Here is a 20377-nt window from a genome sequence, read left to right as displayed (position 1 = left end):
AATAAGCATATTTGGATTAATTAACTAAGGAGGTTTATTTAAAAATAATTAACGCTAATTATTTTATTAAAAAACTAACCAACAAACGAATAGCTGTTTAGCTATAGTTACAGTTATGTAAAGGATAGGTTAAGAAGTTTACTTATTTTGTTTACAGTAGTTTCACATTACACTTTTTAATGAGTAAAGTCTTTTGGAACATCATTTAATGACGTCATAAATGCTATAATATCTTGCATTTCATCTTCAGTTAAACCTAAAGGGTCTGGAGCTAAAGTTTGATTTGGCACTTCGTAAGCTAAGCCAATACCCTGTGCTCCCCCTAAATTATAAAAATCTAAAACCTCTTCTAAAGTCGTATAAGCGCCGTTATGAAAATATGGAGCTGTTAAGGCCACATTACGAACTGTCGTTGTTTTAAACGATTTATTAAAAATTTGATGGTGATCTTTACTTAACCCATTTTTTATACGCCCAGAATCCGTATCGACAACATATGAACCAGGACTTTGTAATACCCCTAAAACTTCACTTTCATTTTCGTGAAATAATGGAGGAATCAAACCACTAAAAGTTGGTGCAAAATGACAAGTAGCACAATTAGCTTTCCCCATAAACAAGTTGAAACCTCTTTTTACATCGGCACTGAGATAAGACGTTTCATCACGAATGTATTTATCAAAATCACTATTGAAAGATCTTAAGGATATTACATACGATGCTAATGCAGATGAAAATTGATACCTATTAATGGCGTCTGAATTATAAATCTCTTTAAATTGATTTTGATAAACTTTATCTTCATTCAATTTTTTTACAATAGCTATAATACTGGTATTAAACTCTAAGTGATTATCAATCACGTGTTCGGCTTGATCTTCTAAATCGAAAGCTCTTAGGTCGTAAAAATACCGATCTGAAAAAACTGAATTTATTAATGTTGGAGAGTTTCTATCTAATCTTTTTCCAACAATACCTGCTTTCGACGTTCTTTCCCCATCTGAATACGCAAGTTTTGGGTCATGACAAGTTGCACAGCTTATTGTATTATTATTACTTAAGGTTTTATCAAAGAAAAGTTTTTCTCCTAACTGTCTTAATTCCGGACTATCCTCATCTTTTTTTAAAAGACTATAATAATAAGGGTTTAAAAAATCATCAGAAAATATGTTTTCGCTTAGCGCATTCCATGATGGCGTTTCGTTAAATTTTTCTGATGACGTTGGTATCTCTAATTCTTGTTGAAGTAATAGTAGTTCTTTGTAAAGAGGATTTAAATACGATTTTATGAAAACCAACCTATCAAAAGTCTCAAAACTATGATGTCTTTTAAGAAACCGTTGTCCGTCTTTAAATAATTTTCCTAAAGTCAACTTATGCTTCTTACTAGCATTAATTAACGGTTGTAAAATTTCTTCTACACCATATAAAGATGCAGAAGCTTCCTCAATAGCATTTAAAGAACCAGGCGTATCAAAACCTGTTATGCCTCTACTAAATACTCGAACTAAATCTAATCGAGACGATTCAATAATTTCGAAATTAAAATAGTACTTTCTCAATGCCATTGATTGGTGTACTATTTTGAAAGTAACTTTAAGTTGTGCTGTGAGTTTTAATAATTCGTCTTTATAATGAAATGCTTCTTCTGAAAAAAGTAATTCGTCTATGCGTTGTAAACCTGCAGGTGCTAATATGCTATATGTCTCACCACTATAATGACCTGCTTCTAACATGTCTAGCGGTAATGAATTTTTATAATTTTCTATAGATCCTAAATAATAGTTTCCTTTTTCAAAATCTTGACTCGTTGATAACGGAGACACATGATTTAAAGGCGCACCATTAATATACGCGTTAATGTGTTTAGGGTAATAATACATTAAAACGCCTTCTATTCGCTTAAAAGCTTTTCTGGTATTTAGACATTGGTTTTGAACTTTTTTTATAGATTTCTTAGACGAGTCTAAATCTATAGCCATTGTATTAAGAATATCTATTTGTTGCTCTAATTTTTCTAATTCTGAATCTATAAATATTTTATAGTAGTCATTATAATCATTAGAGATATAGGTGCGATTATCTTGATTAATAAATCCAAACAGTCCAAAACCAACACCTGCTAATAACACAACAAAATAAAATGGTTTTCGTAATATTTTTAAGCTAAAATTCATGTTATTGTTTTAATGCTGGATTATCACTTAATGCCTTCATAAACAATACTAAATTTTCCTTTTCTTGCTCTGTTAACAGCAAAGGGGCAGACGGTAGGGTTTGATTGACAACCTCTAATCCTAAACCAGCACCACCGCCTAGATTATAAAATTCCACAACTTCTTCTAAAGAACTATAAGCACCATTATGAAAAAAAGGTGCTGTGTACAATGTATTTCTTACTGTCGTTGTTTTAAATGATTTTTCGTAAATCCAGCCTTCTTCTTTATAAATGCCGTTTACAATCCGACCTCTATCAGTATCAACACCTTTGACTGGCTCATTTTCTTCTTTTAAAACACCTAGAATTTCACTTTCATTTTCATTATAAAAAGGAGGAACAAGTCCAGAGAATGTTGGTGCAAAATGACACGTAGCACAATTGGCTTTTCCCATAAACAAATTAAACCCTTGCTTAACTTCTTCTGATATGTCTTCTATTTCACCTCTAACATATCTATCAAATTCACTATTAAAAGAACTTAATGACAATACGTATGAGGCTAACGCTTTAGAAAGATTTTGACGCATAATGCCTTTTTTTCCAAAGATAGTTTCAAACTCTTTTTGGTATCCGTGGTCTTTAGTTTTCAATTTTTCTAAAATTGAACTATATGCTGTATTAAATTCTGAAGGATTAAAAATAACATGCTCTGCTTGTTGTTCTAAAGAAAACGCTCTTAAATCATAAAAATAGCGATCAGCATATACTGCATTTAAGAGTGTCGGCGAATTTCTTAAAACTGTTTCACCTTGAATATTGCTCATTGATTTTGGAAGCCCATCTGCGAATCCTTTTTCTGGCTGATGACAACTGGCGCAACTCATATTATTTTCACTACTAATACGCGTGTCGTAGAATAGCTTTTCACCAAGATTTTTTAGAGCTTTACTATCTTCACTTTGGGTTAGTTCGGTATAACTGTAAGGATTTAAAAAATTAGCATCAAAAATTGATGCGCTTTCTCTATTCCATCCGCTTATATGTTCTAGATTTTTATCTGAATGTTTTGCTTGATAATATTTCAACTCCTTATACAAAGGATCTAAATACTGCTTCAAAAATTGTAGTCTATCAAAACTTTCAAAATTAGTATTGTCATTTAAAAACGTTATAGATGTACTAAAAAGTTTGATACATGTTTTATAGCTTACTTCCGATTGCTTAGAAATATACATACTTTTAAAAAAGGACTTCATGGACTCTAAAGACACTTTAGCTTCTTCCATTGCATTTAAAGATCCAGGAGTATCAAAACCTGTTAGTCCTAAAGTATAGATTCTTACCAGTTGTAAACGCATTACATCAATTATACTTTCATTTTGTATGGGATCATCGTATAACCGATTGTATAAGGTTAAATATTTACTTTTTAATCGTTTGGTAAGTCCATAAATCGTATGACTATTGTCTAATATTTCTTCCGAATACACTAATTCATCTAACACTTGTAAACCTTCAGGCTCTAAAATTGATGCTGTATTTTCAAACTCTAAACGCATTAAAGGCGCTCCATTAATATGCTTCTTAACATATTCTGGGTAATGATATGCTAAATAGAACTCTATTCTTTTATATTGTAATCTTGACTTAGAAACAGACCGCTTTAAATCTTCGTAGGTAACTTCTCCTTCTTGATACATTTCTGCAATGGCATCCATCTCAGAAAAAACCTTATAGGTTTTAAGGAGTTCATTCTTGATAAAAGTGTCATGTAAATCCTCTTTATTTTTCAAATTGAAAGAAAGAAACAGACCTATTATAAAGACACCACTCACACCTAAAAAAAATCTTAAAAGTGATATTGATTTCATCATTTACATAAATTTATAAGTCAACAAATATATTAGTGCTAAATGAACTAGTAGTCATCCCTAGGTTAAGAAATGTTTATATAAAATTAGAGTAACAAACGCCTATATTAATTAATAACAAATCAATACACTTAAATTTATAATAAAAATCGATATCATTTCTTTTTGGACTAATTTCAATAAAAATAGATAAAGTAGACATATTTTTATATTAACATGTAACATAAGCTTAATTCAAAGAAAAGGTATATAATATTTAGGCGTTTCAAGTTAACTAAGATTCTATGAATGAGTGGCATAGTTACAAAACTGTTATAGCAAAAATAAAACAACCAAGATTTTTAGGCTATTCTAAATAATTTTGAGGAGGTAAAAAATTTATTTCTTAATTATTTAAAAAGTATTTAAAATTTTTAGAGCGGCATTACAACCTATTTTTATCCCTACCATTAGAGACTGCCATATGAGTAATAAGTTGTACATAAAGTTAATTTTTCTAAAGACTTTTCTATAAGAACTCAGAGTTTTAGAGCACTAATTTAAAAGTGTAATATTTATTTCTTGAAATAATTTTTATACCACTCAATTTGATCGTGATCCTTCGCATTTTTTTGGATAATATGCACGGAATCAATTTTAGAATAAAGAATTTCCAAAGATGCATAATCTCTTTAGCTAACAATTTTAATTCCGTTTCGATTCAATTGTGCTGCACAAACTCCCATACCAATTTGGTATATAGGGTTCTGAGAAAACCTAGAACCGTTATAAATAACCTGACTACCACAAGCACCACTAGAATCCATCATTATAGCTAACTCAACGTTATTTTCTTGAGCTATACATAGCATTTTTAAAGATGCATTAATCATCTTAGAAGTTACATCTTTACCTGTTTGAGTAATAACTTTTGCATTTCCATCAAGAACATCATCGCCGGTTCCGCCTTCACAGTCTGGTGTTTCTCTTGGTGTACCCATAACATAATCTTCAGGACAAAATGAGATCAAATTTACATTTTGATAATCCATCAATTTCGAAGCACTAGGGTACTTCCCATAGCTTGTTCCGTCAACGCCACACATTTCACCTAGCAAACATGCACTAAATAATATTCTTAAAGGGTTATTCTTGGTAGGAATCCTTAAATTATTCAAATAGTCTTTATCTGTCATATTTATATATTAAAAAGTACATGCTTGTATATCCACACCACTTGAACTGTAAATCGTTACAGCTTAAAAAGTATGATTAGTAGATTGGCTTTTTAATCACCCTAAAAATTTCCATGTCAAAAACCTTAAAATAAGTCTCTGCTACATATTCGTTATAATAGGGAATAAACTTTATAATTTTTTTTCTCACATCTTCATCGTAAGCTTTCAACTAAGCCTCTTTAATATTCCCTAGCTCAATTGTATTAATTTGTATTGTTAGTTCTAGCATTCCAGTTGTACCTTACTTTTCATTAGCAATATCACTAACATTTGGATAGTCCATTTTTTCATTCTTCTACCTATCCGTTTATCTACTTGTTTTTATAGTTTAAAGATAAATTTAAGCTTATTTTAATTATATTAATTAATTGCATTTTGTACAGCTATTCTAATACCAACCTATTTATCAAAGGTTTGGTTGAGATATAACTCAACTTTAAAATATCATTTAATTGCTCTACTATAACATAAGAAGTACTTTCATGAAAAATTAATGAGTTTTACTCATTTTTTTACCACAGTACTTTGTTGTAGGCATTTTTTTTTCATTTCGTAATGATTTTCAGATTCTGATATTTGTTCAAATCCTAAATTTTCATAGAATTTTTTTGCACGTTTATTTTCTTTTAATACTCTCAATCCGATTAGTTTCTTCTCTTTTTCCGCTTCTTTTATTAACAAATTCATTATTTCTGTTCCAAACCCATCGTTCTGAAATTTTTTTCCAAGTATAAGATTTTCAATATAAATTTCAGAATTGAAAACTCTCTTTGTCCAGTAGCCGATTTCATTATTTTTCAATTGGATTATTTCTGTCTTTTTCGGGTCAAAGTTGTTTTCGTGTAAATTAACTTGTATTTTTTCGTCCCAACCCCAAATTTTCTCTATGTAGTTTTCCAGCCCATCCTTTTTCAGTCGATAAGTAAGTTCTAAATCACTATATTTTGCGGGTCTAAAAGTAAAAACCAAAATATTATAAAGTTTCTATGCTTTTAATTGTAATTCCAACAAAGCAGTCGTCCAAGCAATTCTTTTTTGTATAACCACAAGTAGAAATTAAACCATTATTTTCAGACTCAAAATATGACGTTGCTCCTTTTCTTTTTATTAACCATTCATGTTCCGCTTTTTCATATATTTTATCCAAGGTTAATGCTGTGGAAGCACTAGTGTTTTCGTATTCCGGACTATTAATTTCATTTTCATTCTCTGTCCATTCCAATTGTTCTACAGGGATAAAATCTTCTGCTCCAGCTGTGTATCTGAAAGCACGCTCAATTATTACTCCATTAGATACTTTTATAGTAGTCTCCCAGCCATAAGTTGTAAAAACTGAACCTCCGCTAACGACATATTTATATGAATTATTTGATGATTCTTTAAAAATTAACCAAGCATTATGACTATTTTCAAAATCACTTTGGTAATTAAAATCATCATCTGATGAACAAGAGGAAATAATACTACTTAATAGTAATAAAGTAATAATAAGGATTCTGTTTTTCATTATTTAAATATTTTATTTACAGATGTCATTTTCTTCATTTGGTTGCGTCAAATTGGCTACAAAAATTGGAAATAGTCTATATTCAAATTGTTTATGTCTGTAACAAATTTAAATAATTTACTCGACTTATATACACTTAAATCTACGTACGACCAGCGTGTTACATTTTGTTCTTTTGTGTCTAAACTAAAAAGAAGAGCAAATTACATTATTGAAAATTACAAAGAGTGTAATAATTAAGTGATAATGATAAAAAAAACAAATTGCTACATAAAATAGCAATGACTACTACTAATTGTAGTTAATTTTGAATTGTGAAGAAGAATATTTTACATCTAGATTTAGATACGTTTTTTGTCTCCTGTGAACGACTGATTGATAGGCGTTTGCAAAACAGACCGTTATTGGTCGGTGGTACTAGTGACAGAGGTGTTGTGGTTGCTTGCAGTTACGAAACTCGTTCATTTGGTGTTCATTCAGGTATGTCAATGAAAGTTGCAAAAAGATTGTGTCCAGAGGCAATTGTAATTCGTGGTGACTCCTCTATTTATACTAAATATTCTCATATTGTGACTGAAATAGTGAAAGAGAGTGCCCCTGTTTTTGAAAAGGCAAGTGTAGATGAGTTTTATGCTGATTTATCTGGTATGGATAAATTTTATGGCTGTTATAAATATGCTTCAGAATTACGGCAGAGAATAATTAAAGAAAGTGGGTTGCCCATCTCATTTGGTTTATCTGCAAATAAAATTGTATCCAAAGTTGCAACAGGTGAAGCAAAACCTAATAATCAATTAAAAATAGATTCAGGATTTGAAAAATCTTTTTTAGCACCATTATCAATAAGAAAAATCCCTTCAGTGGGTGAAAAAACGTATCAAATATTATGCAATCTAGGCATTGATAAAGTAGGTATTGTTCAACAAATGCCATTAGAAATGATGATTAGCGCTTTAGGCGCCAATGGTAAAACGATTTGGAAGAGAGCAAATGGCATTGATGATCCACCATTGATACCTTTTCATGAACGTAAATCCATTTCTACAGAGCGCACCTTTAGTAGAGATACTATTGATATGGCTATTCTCAAAACAACAATTTTTGCAATGGCAGAAAGCTTAGCTTTTCAATTAAGGCGCGGAAATAAATTGGCAGGAACTATAAGTGTCAAAATTCGATATTCTGATTTTAATACGTATAATAAACAAATCAAAATTTCTTATACTAGTGCAGATCATATTATCATTCCAAAAGTTTTAGAGCTCTTTAAGAAACTGTATCAACGTAGATTGCTCATCCGTTTAATTGGTGTAAAAATTAGCGATATAGTAAGTGGGAATTATCAAATTAACTTGTTTGACGACACAGAAGAGATGATTAATTTATATGATGCTATGGATCATATTAGAGGGCGTTATGGTGAATTAAGTGTAATGAGAGCATCGTCTATGGGAGCTAAAACAATTGGACGGTTTCAAAACCCTTTCAATGGTGAACCACCAACTTTATTAGCACATAGAAAACAGTAATGTATATTAATTGTCATACATACTATTCATTACGTTATGGAACGTTATCGGAGATTGAGTTATTAAAACTAGCTCAAGAAAATGGCATAAACGCATTAGCTTTAACAGATATAAACAATACTTCGGCATGTTTAAATTTTATTAGAAAGGCTACGGATTTAGGTATTAAACCTATTGTTGGTATTGATTTTAGAAACGGAACTGATCAAGTTTATATAGGGCTTGCTAAAAATAACAATGGATTCAAAGAGCTTAACGCCTATTTGTCCCATCACTCTGAGCAAAAGTTATTACTTCCAGAAATTGCACCAGCTTTTAATGATTGTTATATTATATACCCCTTTGAGAAAGTGTTACAGTTAGAAAAGTTTAAATTTTCTTCTCATGAGTTTATCGGTGTATCCGTTGAAGAATTACGAAAACTTAGATTCTCAAGATTATTAGAATTTACTGACAAATTAGTTATTCAACAAACGGTTACCGTAAGAAACAAAAGAGATTTTAATGCGCATCGTCTTCTAAGAGCAATTGATAATAATACTTTATTAAGCAAATTAGACAAGACAGAAGAATGTTTAATCACCGATAAAATGTATAGCGTAGAAGACATCTATAAGATTTTTTCGGACTTTCTTTATATCATAGAAAATACTAGTGCGTTATTAGAAAACTGTAATATAAAGTTTGAATTTGGAAAGGAACGGCGTTCACAGAATTTAAAATTGTACACCGATTCTTTTGAAAACGATTATTTATTACTAGAAAGACTTTGCAATGAAGGTTTAAACAAGCGTTACGCTATGCCAACTCAGAAAGTGTTTGAACGCTTAAGAACAGAGTTGGAAACAATAAAGTCATTAGATTTTGTTTCTTTTTTTTTAATCAATTATGATATTGTATCCTATGCAAAACGAAAAGGCTATTTTCATGTGGGGAGAGGTAGTGGAGCTAACAGTATTGTCGCTTATATAATAGGCATAACTGATGTAGACCCAATAGAATTGGACCTCTATTTTGAAAGGTTTATAAATCCTTTTAGAGCCTCACCTCCCGATTTTGATATTGATTTCTCATGGAAAGATAGAGATGATGTTACGGCATATATTTTTCAACGATTTTCTCATACAGCTTTATTAGCTACTTATAATACGTTTAAGTTTCGTGCCGTTGTCAGAGAACTAGGTAAAGTATTTGGCTTACCAAAAGAAGAAATAGATAAGCTTAGCGGGGGAAATTACTCCATGGATAACATAGATGATATTTCAAAGTTAGTTTTAAAATATGGAAAATTAATTGAAGGATTTCCTAATTATCTCAGTGTACATTCAGCTGGTATTCTCATCTTAGATAAACCAGTTCATTGTTATTCTGCTACAGATTTACCGCCTAAAGGTTTTTCAACGGTACAATTTGATATGATTATTGCAGAAGATGTTGGAGTATTTAAATTCGATATACTAGGACAACGAGGCTTAGCTAAAATTAAAGATGCATTAGAAATCATTAAAGCGAATAGACCTGAAATTTCATCTATAGATATTACGAATGTTGAAGCATTTAAAAAAGATGAAAAGATTAATCAACTTTTAAAGTCAGGAGGTGCTATTGGGGCCTATTATGTAGAGTCACCAGCTATGCGAGGTTTAATGCAGCAATTACAAACTCAGGATTATTTAGGTTTGGTCGCTGCAAGTTCAATAATTAGACCAGGTGTTTCAGGCTCTGGGATGAAAGAAGAATATATTAAACGACATCGTTACCCTGAGAACAGGAAGAATGCTAATCCAATTTTGTTAAAAATTATGCCAGACACTTATGGCGTTATGGTTTATCAGGAAGATGTATTAAAAGTTGCACATCAATTTGCTAATCTAACTCTTGGTGAAGCCGATATTCTAAGAAGAGGAATGAGTGGTAAGTATCGCTCACGAGAAGAATTTTTAGCTGTGGAACAAAAATTTATTTCTAATTGTAGAGCAAAAGGATTTGGTGACGAATTGATATTTGAGGTATGGAACCAAATTAAAAGTTTTGCAGGTTACGCTTTTGCTAAAGGACACTCCGCTTCTTATGCCGTAGAAAGCTACCAGAGTTTATACCTTAAATGTTATTTTCCTTTAGAGTTTATGACAGCTGTATTGAATAATGGAGGTGGTTTTTATAGCACAGAACATTATTTACATGAGGCTAAAAAACAAGGTGCCACTATTTGTTTGCCCTGCATTAATACTAGCGATCATCCCAACCGATTGATTGGTAAATCTATTTACTTAGGTTTTGGTTATCTGAAAAATGTAGAAGTTTACACTATTCAAAGATTACTAACAGAACGACAGCTTAATGGGATATATAAATCATTAGATGATTTTGTAGATAGAGTTGCTATAAGCATAGAGCAATTGTCCATATTCATAAGAATTGATGCATTTAGGTTTACTGGTAAAACCAAAACAGAGTTGCAATGGCAAGCACTATTTAAGTTGAATGCTAAAGGAGGTAAGAGTAATCAAGCAAAACTATTTAAATCACAACATAAGGAATTTAAACTTCCTAAGCTCGATAGTACTTGGATTGAGGATGCTTATGATGAAATGGAACTATTAGGGTTTCCTTTGTGTGGTTATTTTAGTTTAATAGAAGAGAAAACGAGCAATGGTGTTTTTGCCAGCAACATGAGAGATCATGTTGGTAAGAAAATTTTGATTTATGGTAGTTTGGTAACAACAAGATATAATAGAACATCTCAAGGTAAGCTGATGCGACTTAGCACATTTGTAGATTTCGCAGGTGACTATTTTGATGCTGTACATTTCTCTAATGTAGTTGAAAAATACCCTATTAATGGCTTAGGGATTTATGCTTGTTATGGAATAGTAAAGGAGAGATTTGATTTTTGTAGCATTAGTATTGTTTTTTCTAAGAAAATGAATTTAAAACAAAACCCTAGAAACTTATAAAGCATAGCTAGTATGTGCTAATATAAAGGTTAGTACGTATGTGCAAAGCGCATATATTTTGGCTCCGTGTGAATTTGAAACATACACACCGTCTAAAATTAAATCTTAGTAATTTTGTTCAATTTTAAACAGAAAGACCTTCACTAAGCTAATACCTTAAGCCAATTATGTAGATGATCAGATGCTTTAAACTTTATATAAATCTCCAATAAAAGACACTCCACCACTCTACTTTAAATTTATTAGGCTATACCCTATTTCAACCCTCATATATACACGTCCTTGTTTATGTCTTTAATTACAATATGACTACAACCTTTTACAAACACACTTAAACCGTATTTTACTGGGATAAAATACGACATAACCATACCATAACAACGCTATAAGCACTACATAACCACGCTATAACCTGTACTTTGTATTTCTGCTTTTTGGACCTAAATACAGACTAATGTTTGAATAGAAATCCTTAATTAATGGTTGACTTGACAATAGGATTTGCAGTAAGTAAATTTTCTATAAATAATATTAATACAAGTCTACCACCCTACCAGTAATTTATATAGATGAACCGACCACAAGCTTAAAGGCCATAAAATAAAAAAAGACGCCCTCTAATTAAACACCTAACGCCGCTTATAGCAGACCAAAACTATAGCATTGAAACTATGAATACCACCTTGCATAATCAAAGCGTGTTTGAGCTGTTTAGGGTTTTGGTTATTATGAATTGGCTATTACGGTTTACCGTAAGTAATTTAGAATAGAAGGTTTTATCTTGGCTTTTAATGAAGCGTACGTAACTTTACGTATAGGTTTTTGAAAAAAATAGAATTAACTTCGTGGCACATGACTGTAACTGTTTAAAAAACTTGCTATTACCCACTTAATTTGTGGGATATGAGCGATAAAAGTTATGATATAACAAGTTCTATGCAATTTGACAAAAATTGAGATTTAAAATAACATTAAGACAAAACGGAATTCATTCTTTCAAAAGAGGATTAGAGACTTTACAGAAATACGAAAAAGGTAAAGGAACTGATAAATTTTTATTGAAAGAATCAATTATGTTTATACATCACGGAATTGAATTGTTACTTAAAGAAATTCTTGTGACTAAAGGAAATGAACATTTGATTTATTCAGACATTTCGGAATCAACTCTTAAAAAAGTCATTCAAGCAAAAAAATCAAAAGTTAGCGTATTTGATTTACCAAAATCACCTAAAACTGCAACTTATTTAGAAGTAATTATGAGAGTTCAAGCATTGGTTGACAATGTAGAAATTACAGAAAAACTCGAAACCAAATTAATTGAACTTAACACTTTTAGAAATAATATTGAACATTATGGAATTCAATCAAAATTAACAACCATTGAGAATTTACTAATAGGACTTAAAAAACCTCTAACCGAATTCTTAACAAAATACATTCCAGAAATAGAAACAGAACTAGCAGAAAACTGGAAAGAATTAGACGAGGAAATATTAAAATCTATCTCAAAATTGAGAAATTCTGGAGCAATAAAAAAAGCACAAATAAAGAATCAAAAAGCGGAAATAGAATACGCAAAAGATTACGAAGAATATAAAACTATTCAACCGCAATCCACAGTATCAAGGGAACTTTATAGAAGTTATTGGGAAACAGGAGATGCAGTTTTAAAAGCATTAATTGATGGAAGTGTAAGACTTCTAAAAGAAATAAAACATTTAACTGGTTCAAGAATCATTTTATATTCTAAAGATGAAGTTTACGAAATAAATGTAGATATTAATTCATTAGAAAAGTTTACCGAAAAATCAATAGAAGAAATCAGAACAAATTGGAATGATAATTTTTCCAATAAATATGTGTATTCAAAACAAGGAAGAATTGAATTTTTTAGTAAGTTCGGAGAAATAAAAACTGCATAGAACACCGTATATAATTTATTGCTAGTTCTAGCCTACTTACGAAAATCCTCGCGGATTTTATATTCGGTTTTTATTTGCTAAATTACGTGCTTAACCACGCAACAAACCATATACAAACACGTTGTATGCAATGCCGAAAACAACAATTGACAGTATGTAAATTGAAGTTTTGGAAATTTCATTAAGATATGAACCAAAAGGAATATAACTTTACACCAAGAATAAAAAGCAAATTATGAATGGATAAAAAAGACAAAAAGGATTTAAGCGAAAGCGACATCTGTGATCTATTCATAACACCAGCGATTAAACATGCAGGATGGGACTCATACACTCAAATACGAAGAGAAGTTACACTTACTCCTGGACCAGTAATTGTTCGAGGTGAAATGTCTGCAAGGAATAAAAAGAAAAAAAAGTTTGCTGATTATGTGCTTTCATGGACTAAAGCAGTTAGAATAGCTGTTGTTGAGGCTAAAGACAATAAACATACTGTTAGTAGTGGTATGCAACAAGCACTAGGATACGCTGATTTATTAGGTGTACCAAGTGCTTTCAGTTCAAATGGAGACGCATTTGCTTCTCATAATAAAGTAATAAAAGAAGGAGAAGATATTGAAACAGAAATTCCAATGCATTCTTTTCCATCTCCGGAGGAATTATGGAATAGGTATAAAGAATTCCATGGAATTGAAGAGGAAAAGGAAGAATTAGTCCTTCAACCTTTTCATACAGATGGATCAGGTAAAGAACCTCGTTATTATCAACTCGAAGCTATTCACAGAACAATAGAAGCAGTTGCCAAAGGCCAAAACAGAATTCTACTTGTAATGGCTACCGGGACAGGTAAAACTTATACTACTTTTCAAATAATATGGAGATTATGGAAAGCAAGAGCAGCAAAAAGAATCTTGTTTCTCGTAGATAGAAATATTCTTGCAGATCAAACCCTTGTAAATGACTTCAAACCTTTCGGATCTGTAATGACCAAAATCAAGAATAGAAAGATTGACCCTTCTTACGAAATACATTTAGGGTTATACCAAGCACTTACAGGACCTGATGAGTCTGACAAAATATTCAAAAATGTTTCTCGTGATTTCTTTGACTTAATAGTCATAGATGAGTGTCATAGAGGAAGTGCATCAGAAGATTCTTCTTGGAGAGAAATTCTAGATTATTTTGAAGATGCAATTCATTTAGGTTTAACAGCGACACCTAAAGAAACTAAATATGTTTCTAGTATTACATATTTTAATGAGCCTGTTTACACTTATAGTCTCAAGCAAGGAATAGAAGACGGGTTTCTAGCGCCTTATAAAGTGGTGAAAATTGACATCGACAAAGATGTTGACGGTTGGACACCTCCAGAAGGAATGGAAGATGATTTGGGTAATGTAATTGAAAGTAGAGAATACAATCAAGCAGATATGGATAGAGTCTTAGTTCTTAATCAAAGAACTAAACTTGTTGCTAAAAGAGTTATGAAATTATTGAAAGCAACAAATCCATATTCAAAAACCATTATTTTTTGTGAAGATATTGATCATGCTGAGCGTATGCGAAAAGCAATCGTAAATGCTGCTGGAAAAATTGCTATTGACAACCCTCGTTATGTAATGAGAATTACTGGAGACAGTGTTGAAGGTAAAGCTGAACTAGACAACTTTATTGACCCTGAAAGTAAATTTCCAGTTATAGCAACTACTTCAGAATTAATGACGACAGGTATAGATGCAAAAACTTGCAAACTCATTGTGTTAGATAAGACTATAAAATCCATGACCACTTTTAAGCAAATTATTGGTCGTGGTAGTAGAATAGATGAGGATTTTGGAAAATACTTTTTCACTATAATGGATTTTAAAAAAGCAACGGAGCTTTTTAAAGACGAAAAATTTGATGGCGAAGCTGTGGTAATATATGAACCTGATGATGATGATGATCCTGTACCACCAGATCCACCAGAAGGTGACAATGATGATGATGGGGTAGACGAAGATGAGGGGAATGGAAGAAACAAAATTTATGTAGGTGGTGTTCAAGCTAATATTAAGAATGAGAGAATAGAATATCTAGGCTCTGATGGTGAGCTCGTAACAGAATCTTATAAAGATTTTAGTAAGAATAAAGTTAACCAAGAGTTTTCATCGTTAGATGAGTTTCTAAAAAAATGGAATGAGGCTGATAAGAAAAAGAAAATAATTGAATTGCTAGAAGAACATGGTGTTATCCTTGAAAACTTGTCTGAGTTAGTTGGGAAAGATTTTGGTGCATTCGATCTTATATGTCATGTCGCTTTTGGTCAACCTCCATTAACAAGAAAAGAAAGAGCTGAAAATGTTAAAAAACGGGATTACTTTACCAAATATGGAGATCAAGCTAGATCAGTTCTTATGCATCTGCTCGAGCTGTATTCAGATGAAGGCTTATCTACTATTGAAAACACTAAAGTTTTAAAACTTAAACAATTTAAAGATATAGGCACTCCAGCTGAAATTATTAATGGAGTGTTTGGTGGGAAAAAAGCTTACCTAACGGCATTAAAAGAATTAGAAAATGAATTATATAATAAAACGACTGCATGAGTAATGTATCAGGAATAATAAAGTCCATACAGGACATCATGAGAAAAGATGTTGGTGTAGATGGTGATGCCCAAAGAATTAGCCAATTAGTATGGTTGTTTTTCTTAAAAATATTTGATGATCGAGAAGCTGAAATAGAACTCCTTGATGATGATGATGAATACGAGTCTCCTATTCCAGAAGAGTTGAGATGGAGAAACTGGGCTAAAGACAAAGAAGGTGCTACTGGTGATATTTTGTTAGGCTTTGTAAACAATCAACTGTTTCCAACTTTACAGCAAAAGCTCAACCTCGATGGAGAACAAGGACAGAGGGCAGCTGTTATTCAAAATGTATTTGAGGATACCTATAATTACATGAAGTCAGGAACTTTGCTTAGGCAAGTAATCAATAAGATATGTGAGATTGACTTTAATACTTCTGATGACAGACATACTTTCGGAAATATCTACGAACAAATTCTTAAAGACCTACAAAGTGCTGGTAACGCAGGAGAGTTTTATACACCAAGAGCTGTCACCACATTTATTGTAGATAGAGTTGCTCCGCAATTAGAAGAATCAGTACTCGATCCAGCATGTGGAACAGGTGGATTCTTAACTAACGTAATTGACTACAAAAGAACAAACTTTGTAAAATCACCTGATGATGCCATTACATTGCAAGAATCTATTCATGGTGTAGAAAAGAAAGCTTTGCCGCACATGCTTTGTACAACAAACATGATTCTTCATGGTATTGATGTTCCTGTAAGAATAAAACACGATAATACATTAAGTCGTCCGTTACGTGATTATAAACCAAAGGATCGCGTAAATGTTATTGTTACCAATCCACCTTTTGGCGGAATGGAAGAAGATGGTATTGAAAACAATTTCCCATCTAGTTTTAGAACACGCGAAACCGCAGATCTTTTTATGACGCTGATAATTCATTTACTCAAAGATGAAGGTCGTGCTGCTGTTGTTCTACCAGATGGATTCTTGTTTGGTGATGGCATTAAAAACAGAATTAAAGAAAGGTTATTGACCGAATGTAATCTACATACAATTGTAAGATTGCCAAAAGGGGTGTTTAATCCTTATACGAGTATCAATACCAACATTCTCTTTTTTACAAAAGGAAAACCAACTAAGCATATTTGGTATTACGAACATCCTTATCCAGAAGGAATAAAGAATTATAATAAAACCAAACCGATGCGATTTGAAGAATTTCAAACCGAAATTGATTGGTGGGGAAATGAAGCAGATGGTTTTAAAACTAGAAAACAAACGGAACAAGCTTGGAAAGTTTCTATTGATGATATTATTGATAGAGATTATAATCTTGATATTGACAATCCGCATGTTGGTGAAGTTATTGATTACGACCCAGATGAGTTATTAGCTAAATATAATGCAGAACAACAAGAAATTAATTTACTAAGAGATAAGCTTAAAGCAATTCTATCTGAATCATTAAAAGCTGAATAGAGTATGATAGATACTATTATTAAGAGTTTTGATGTCTGGTCTGATGCTCAGGGGATAAAATCCAAAGGAAGAGTAAAAAGTATTGAGAACATTAGCCTTGAGGGAATATCGAATCTAAGAAGTCTTATTCTCCGTCTTGCACTTCTAGGAAAGCTAACTACACAAGGTGCAGATTACGAATCGGCCTCAGAGTTACTAAAAAGAATTGAAGAGGAAAGAACAAATGAAGGGATAAAATCACTCCCCTTGAAAGAAATTGAGAGCAATGAATTTCCTTACATTCTGCCGAAAAAATGGATTTTTGTTAGACTACATCAAATTTTAAGGATCAAATCTGGTGATGGCCTGACTTCATCAAAAATGAACAAAAATGGTGATGTCCCAGTATTTGGTGGTAATGGGATAACAGGTCATCATGATAAAGCCAATATTAATAAAATATCACTAGTCATTGGTAGAGTTGGTTACTATTGTGGTTCTGTTCATATAACTCCTAAAAATGCATGGGTTACCGATAATGCTTTTATCACTCATTTTTCTGAAACAAATATTGACATTAACTTTTTAGAATGGTTACTAAAGGGGACAAACCTAAAAGTCAATCAAAAAGCAACCGCTCAGCCTGTAATATCTGGCAAAAAAATATACCCAATCATAGTTGGCTTACCTCCTCTTAAAGAACAAAAACTCATAGTGGCTAAAGTTGATGAGCTTATGTCATTATGCGATGAGTTAGAACGAGAAAGAGAAACTAATCTTAAAACTCATAAACTATTAGTAAAGACCATTTTAGAAACACTAACCCAAGCAAAAGATGCTGATGAATTTCAGTTAGCTTGGGAAAGAATGTCTACTCACTTTGATACACTTTTTTGTACAGAAGATAGTATTGAACAGTTGAAGGTAAACATTTTACAGTTAGGTATAATGGGAAAGTTGGTAAAACAAAATCCTAATGATGATTCAGCAGATAAATTACTTGAAAATATTGCCAAGGAGAGAACAAGATTAATTAAGAAAAAATTAATCAGGAATCAAAAACCACTTCCTGCAATTGATGAAGAAAATCTTCCCTTTCAAATACCAAATAATTGGTCATGGTGCAGATTACAAGATTTAGTAACATTACTTGGGGATGGAATCCATGGCACTCCAAATTATTCGATTAATGATGAATACTACTTTGTAAATGGGAATAATTTAAGTGATGGCGTCATAGAAATTAAACCAAATACCAAAACAGTTTCGCAAACAGAATTTGAAAAACATAAGAGAATTTTAAACGAGAGAACTGTTTTAGTTTCAATCAATGGAACAATTGGTAATACTGCATTTTATAACAATGAGAAAGTCATGTTAGGAAAAAGTGCGTGTTATTTTAATTTGTTTGAAGGTGTAAACAAAGAATACATAAGGCAACTCATAAAATCAAAATACTTTTTAGAATATGCATATGGTGCTGCTACTGGAACTACAATTAAGAACGTTTCACTAAAAGCGATGCGATCTCTTCTTGTTCCTCTCCCTCCAATTCATGAGCAAAATAGAATAGTTGAAAAATTAAATGAGTTAGTGATAACTTGTAATTCAATTAGCGAAAAAATTAAAAAATCTGAAGATTTAAAAGTTATTTTATCAAATACAATAATTGAGAAATCAATTGCATGAGTATCCTAGATAAGACATATCATGATATTTCAAAATCTCTTAATGGTGAAGTGAAAATTTGGTGTGATGAAGACAATCATAAATTATTCGAGTATTTCTCAGATTTTAATGAATGGTTAGATGGAGACGAAGGCCAATTAATAAGAATTGATAATAATCTTGAAGGCTTATCACAACCTAGTAAAGCTTTTTACGCTGGTGACCCTGAAGCATATAACCAAGTTTTTAAAATTTTTAGGCAAGAGCAACAAGAACGAATTTTAAGTAAAACTCATATATCAGATACATTTGGGGATGAACATTGGTTTGACAAAAATGAGTCAAGATTTGAACAACTCATGGAATGTCTTGAAGGAAAAACAGTTGTTCCTTTCATTGGCGCAGGATTATCTGTTGATGGTGGTTTTCCTGCTTGGAATGCGCATCTAAGGCAACAAGGAAAAACATCTGGAATTAACCCAGATCATGTTGATGATTTAATTAATCAAGGTAAATACGAAGAAGTCATTGAAGAAATTGAAGCCAAAGGTTTTAGAGATGCCTTCATTCAAGAACTAAAAGATGTATTCTCCAAAACAGGAAAATTGACGGACACCACTTGGCGAATTAGTGAGTTATTTAATGACACCATTCTTACAACAAATTATGATCATCTTATTGAACAAGCATTTGAAACAGGAGGTCCCGATAAGCTTCAAGTTCTCGATCCAACTAATATTTTAGAGGATCCAGAAATTAATAAGACAACAATTATAAAATTGCATGGTGATATTAAGAAGCCAACACAATGTATTTTAGGAAAAAATCAATATGACGAGACTTACGGTAATACTGATTTAGATCTTAAAAAACCTATTCCGAAAATTCTATCCTATCATTATAAAACGAGTAACTTATTGTTTCTAGGAAGTAGTCTTTATCAAGATAGAACAATGCAAGTATTCAAAGCAATAAAGGATGAAATGAATAAGGCAGGTGATATTGATAGACCAGCTCATTTCTGTCTTGAAGCAATGCCTGAAGAAGAGACTGAATTAGTTGAAAGGAATGCTTACTTAACGAATTATGGAATAATACCTATTTGGTTTCCGAAAGGGCAGTATGATTTTATTGAGCAGATTTTACGTCTAGCTAAGAATGAAATGAGATACAGAGGTCATGATTTAGGAAAGCAAATGAATATCCCAAATAAAGAAGAACAAAAACAGGTAAATGTAATTCCAAGTGAAATTGTTGTAACGGAAAAAGAAAGTTTATGGGAAAGTGTTAGGAATTTCTTTGGAATTTAAAAAAGCACAACATACAACAAAGACGTATATAAAAAATAGCGGTAAAATCGCTTAATCGAAAGAAAATGAATAAATTAAACGTCTGTTCTAAACCGATAAGTTATTGCTTAAAATCCGCTACTTTTCATATACAAGACCGTTCATTAAAAACAAGACACAACACGACGTCTCAATCATGTGTTCTTTCCAT

12 protein-coding genes are annotated in these 20377 nt (G+C 31.7%); 7 read left to right on the top strand and 5 right to left on the bottom strand.

Features of this window, described 5'->3' with window-relative positions:
• Window positions 1-176 precede the first annotated feature (176 nt).
• The 5 genes from HM982_RS16225 to HM982_RS16205 all read right to left on the bottom strand — a co-directional run bounded on the left by HM982_RS16225 (window position 177) and on the right by HM982_RS16205 (window position 6756).
• Window positions 177-2177 carry a cytochrome-c peroxidase gene (locus HM982_RS16225; RefSeq protein WP_179354385.1) on the bottom strand — a complete coding sequence of 667 codons (2001 nt, stop codon included), beginning with the start codon at window positions 2175-2177 and terminating at the stop codon, window positions 177-179.
• A gap of 1 nt (window position 2178) precedes the next feature.
• A complete protein-coding gene (locus HM982_RS16220) occupies window positions 2179-4035 on the bottom strand; it encodes a cytochrome-c peroxidase (protein ID WP_179354384.1) in 1857 nt (618 codons plus the stop codon).
• Between the two features lie 668 nt (window positions 4036-4703).
• Window positions 4704-5207 carry a DUF523 domain-containing protein gene (locus HM982_RS16215; RefSeq protein WP_179354383.1) on the bottom strand — a complete coding sequence of 168 codons (504 nt, stop codon included), beginning with the start codon at window positions 5205-5207 and terminating at the stop codon, window positions 4704-4706.
• 546 nt (window positions 5208-5753) lie between these two features.
• Window positions 5754-6218, bottom strand: a complete 465-nt coding sequence (locus HM982_RS16210) for a GNAT family N-acetyltransferase (protein WP_179354382.1) — start codon at window positions 6216-6218, stop codon at window positions 5754-5756.
• A 4-nt stretch (window positions 6219-6222) separates the two neighbouring features.
• Complete coding sequence (locus HM982_RS16205; protein ID WP_179354381.1) at window positions 6223-6756, bottom strand: hypothetical protein; 534 nt, start codon at window positions 6754-6756, stop codon at window positions 6223-6225.
• A gap of 314 nt (window positions 6757-7070) precedes the next feature.
• Here HM982_RS16205 and HM982_RS16200 point away from each other — a divergent pair, with 314 nt between their 5' ends.
• From HM982_RS16200 to HM982_RS16170, 7 genes are all read left to right on the top strand, one after another.
• Window positions 7071-8285: a DNA polymerase Y family protein gene (locus tag HM982_RS16200; RefSeq protein WP_179354380.1), complete on the top strand. Its 1215-nt coding sequence runs from the start codon at window positions 7071-7073 to the stop codon at window positions 8283-8285.
• Complete coding sequence (locus HM982_RS16195) at window positions 8285-11242, top strand: DNA polymerase III subunit alpha (RefSeq protein ID WP_179354379.1); 2958 nt, start codon at window positions 8285-8287, stop codon at window positions 11240-11242. Before HM982_RS16200 ends, HM982_RS16195 begins: the two co-directional genes overlap by 1 nt.
• Window positions 11243-12195: 953 nt before the next feature.
• A complete protein-coding gene (locus HM982_RS16190; RefSeq protein WP_179354378.1) occupies window positions 12196-13167 on the top strand; it encodes a hypothetical protein in 972 nt (323 codons plus the stop codon).
• A 239-nt stretch (window positions 13168-13406) separates the two neighbouring features.
• The gene (gene hsdR, locus HM982_RS16185) at window positions 13407-15755 is read left to right on the top strand and encodes an EcoAI/FtnUII family type I restriction enzme subunit R (protein WP_179354377.1); all 2349 of its coding nucleotides are present in this window, start codon (window positions 13407-13409) and stop codon (window positions 15753-15755) included.
• Window positions 15752-17230, top strand: a complete 1479-nt coding sequence (locus HM982_RS16180) for a type I restriction-modification system subunit M (protein ID WP_179354376.1) — start codon at window positions 15752-15754, stop codon at window positions 17228-17230. Before hsdR ends, HM982_RS16180 begins: the two co-directional genes overlap by 4 nt.
• Before the next feature lie 3 nt (window positions 17231-17233).
• Window positions 17234-18898, top strand: a complete 1665-nt coding sequence (locus HM982_RS16175; protein WP_179354375.1) for a restriction endonuclease subunit S — start codon at window positions 17234-17236, stop codon at window positions 18896-18898.
• Complete coding sequence (locus tag HM982_RS16170) at window positions 18895-20187, top strand: SIR2 family NAD-dependent protein deacylase (protein WP_179354374.1); 1293 nt, start codon at window positions 18895-18897, stop codon at window positions 20185-20187. The genes HM982_RS16175 and HM982_RS16170 overlap by 4 nt, the downstream gene beginning before the upstream one ends.
• Window positions 20188-20377 lie beyond the last annotated feature (190 nt).

It is taken from the genome of Winogradskyella vidalii (genome assembly GCF_013403955.1).
In the GTDB taxonomy this organism is placed as follows: Bacteria; Bacteroidota; Bacteroidia; order Flavobacteriales; family Flavobacteriaceae; genus Winogradskyella; species Winogradskyella vidalii.
Note: the sequence above shows the minus strand (reverse complement) of the source record. Positions and strands in the feature narration are given on the sequence as shown.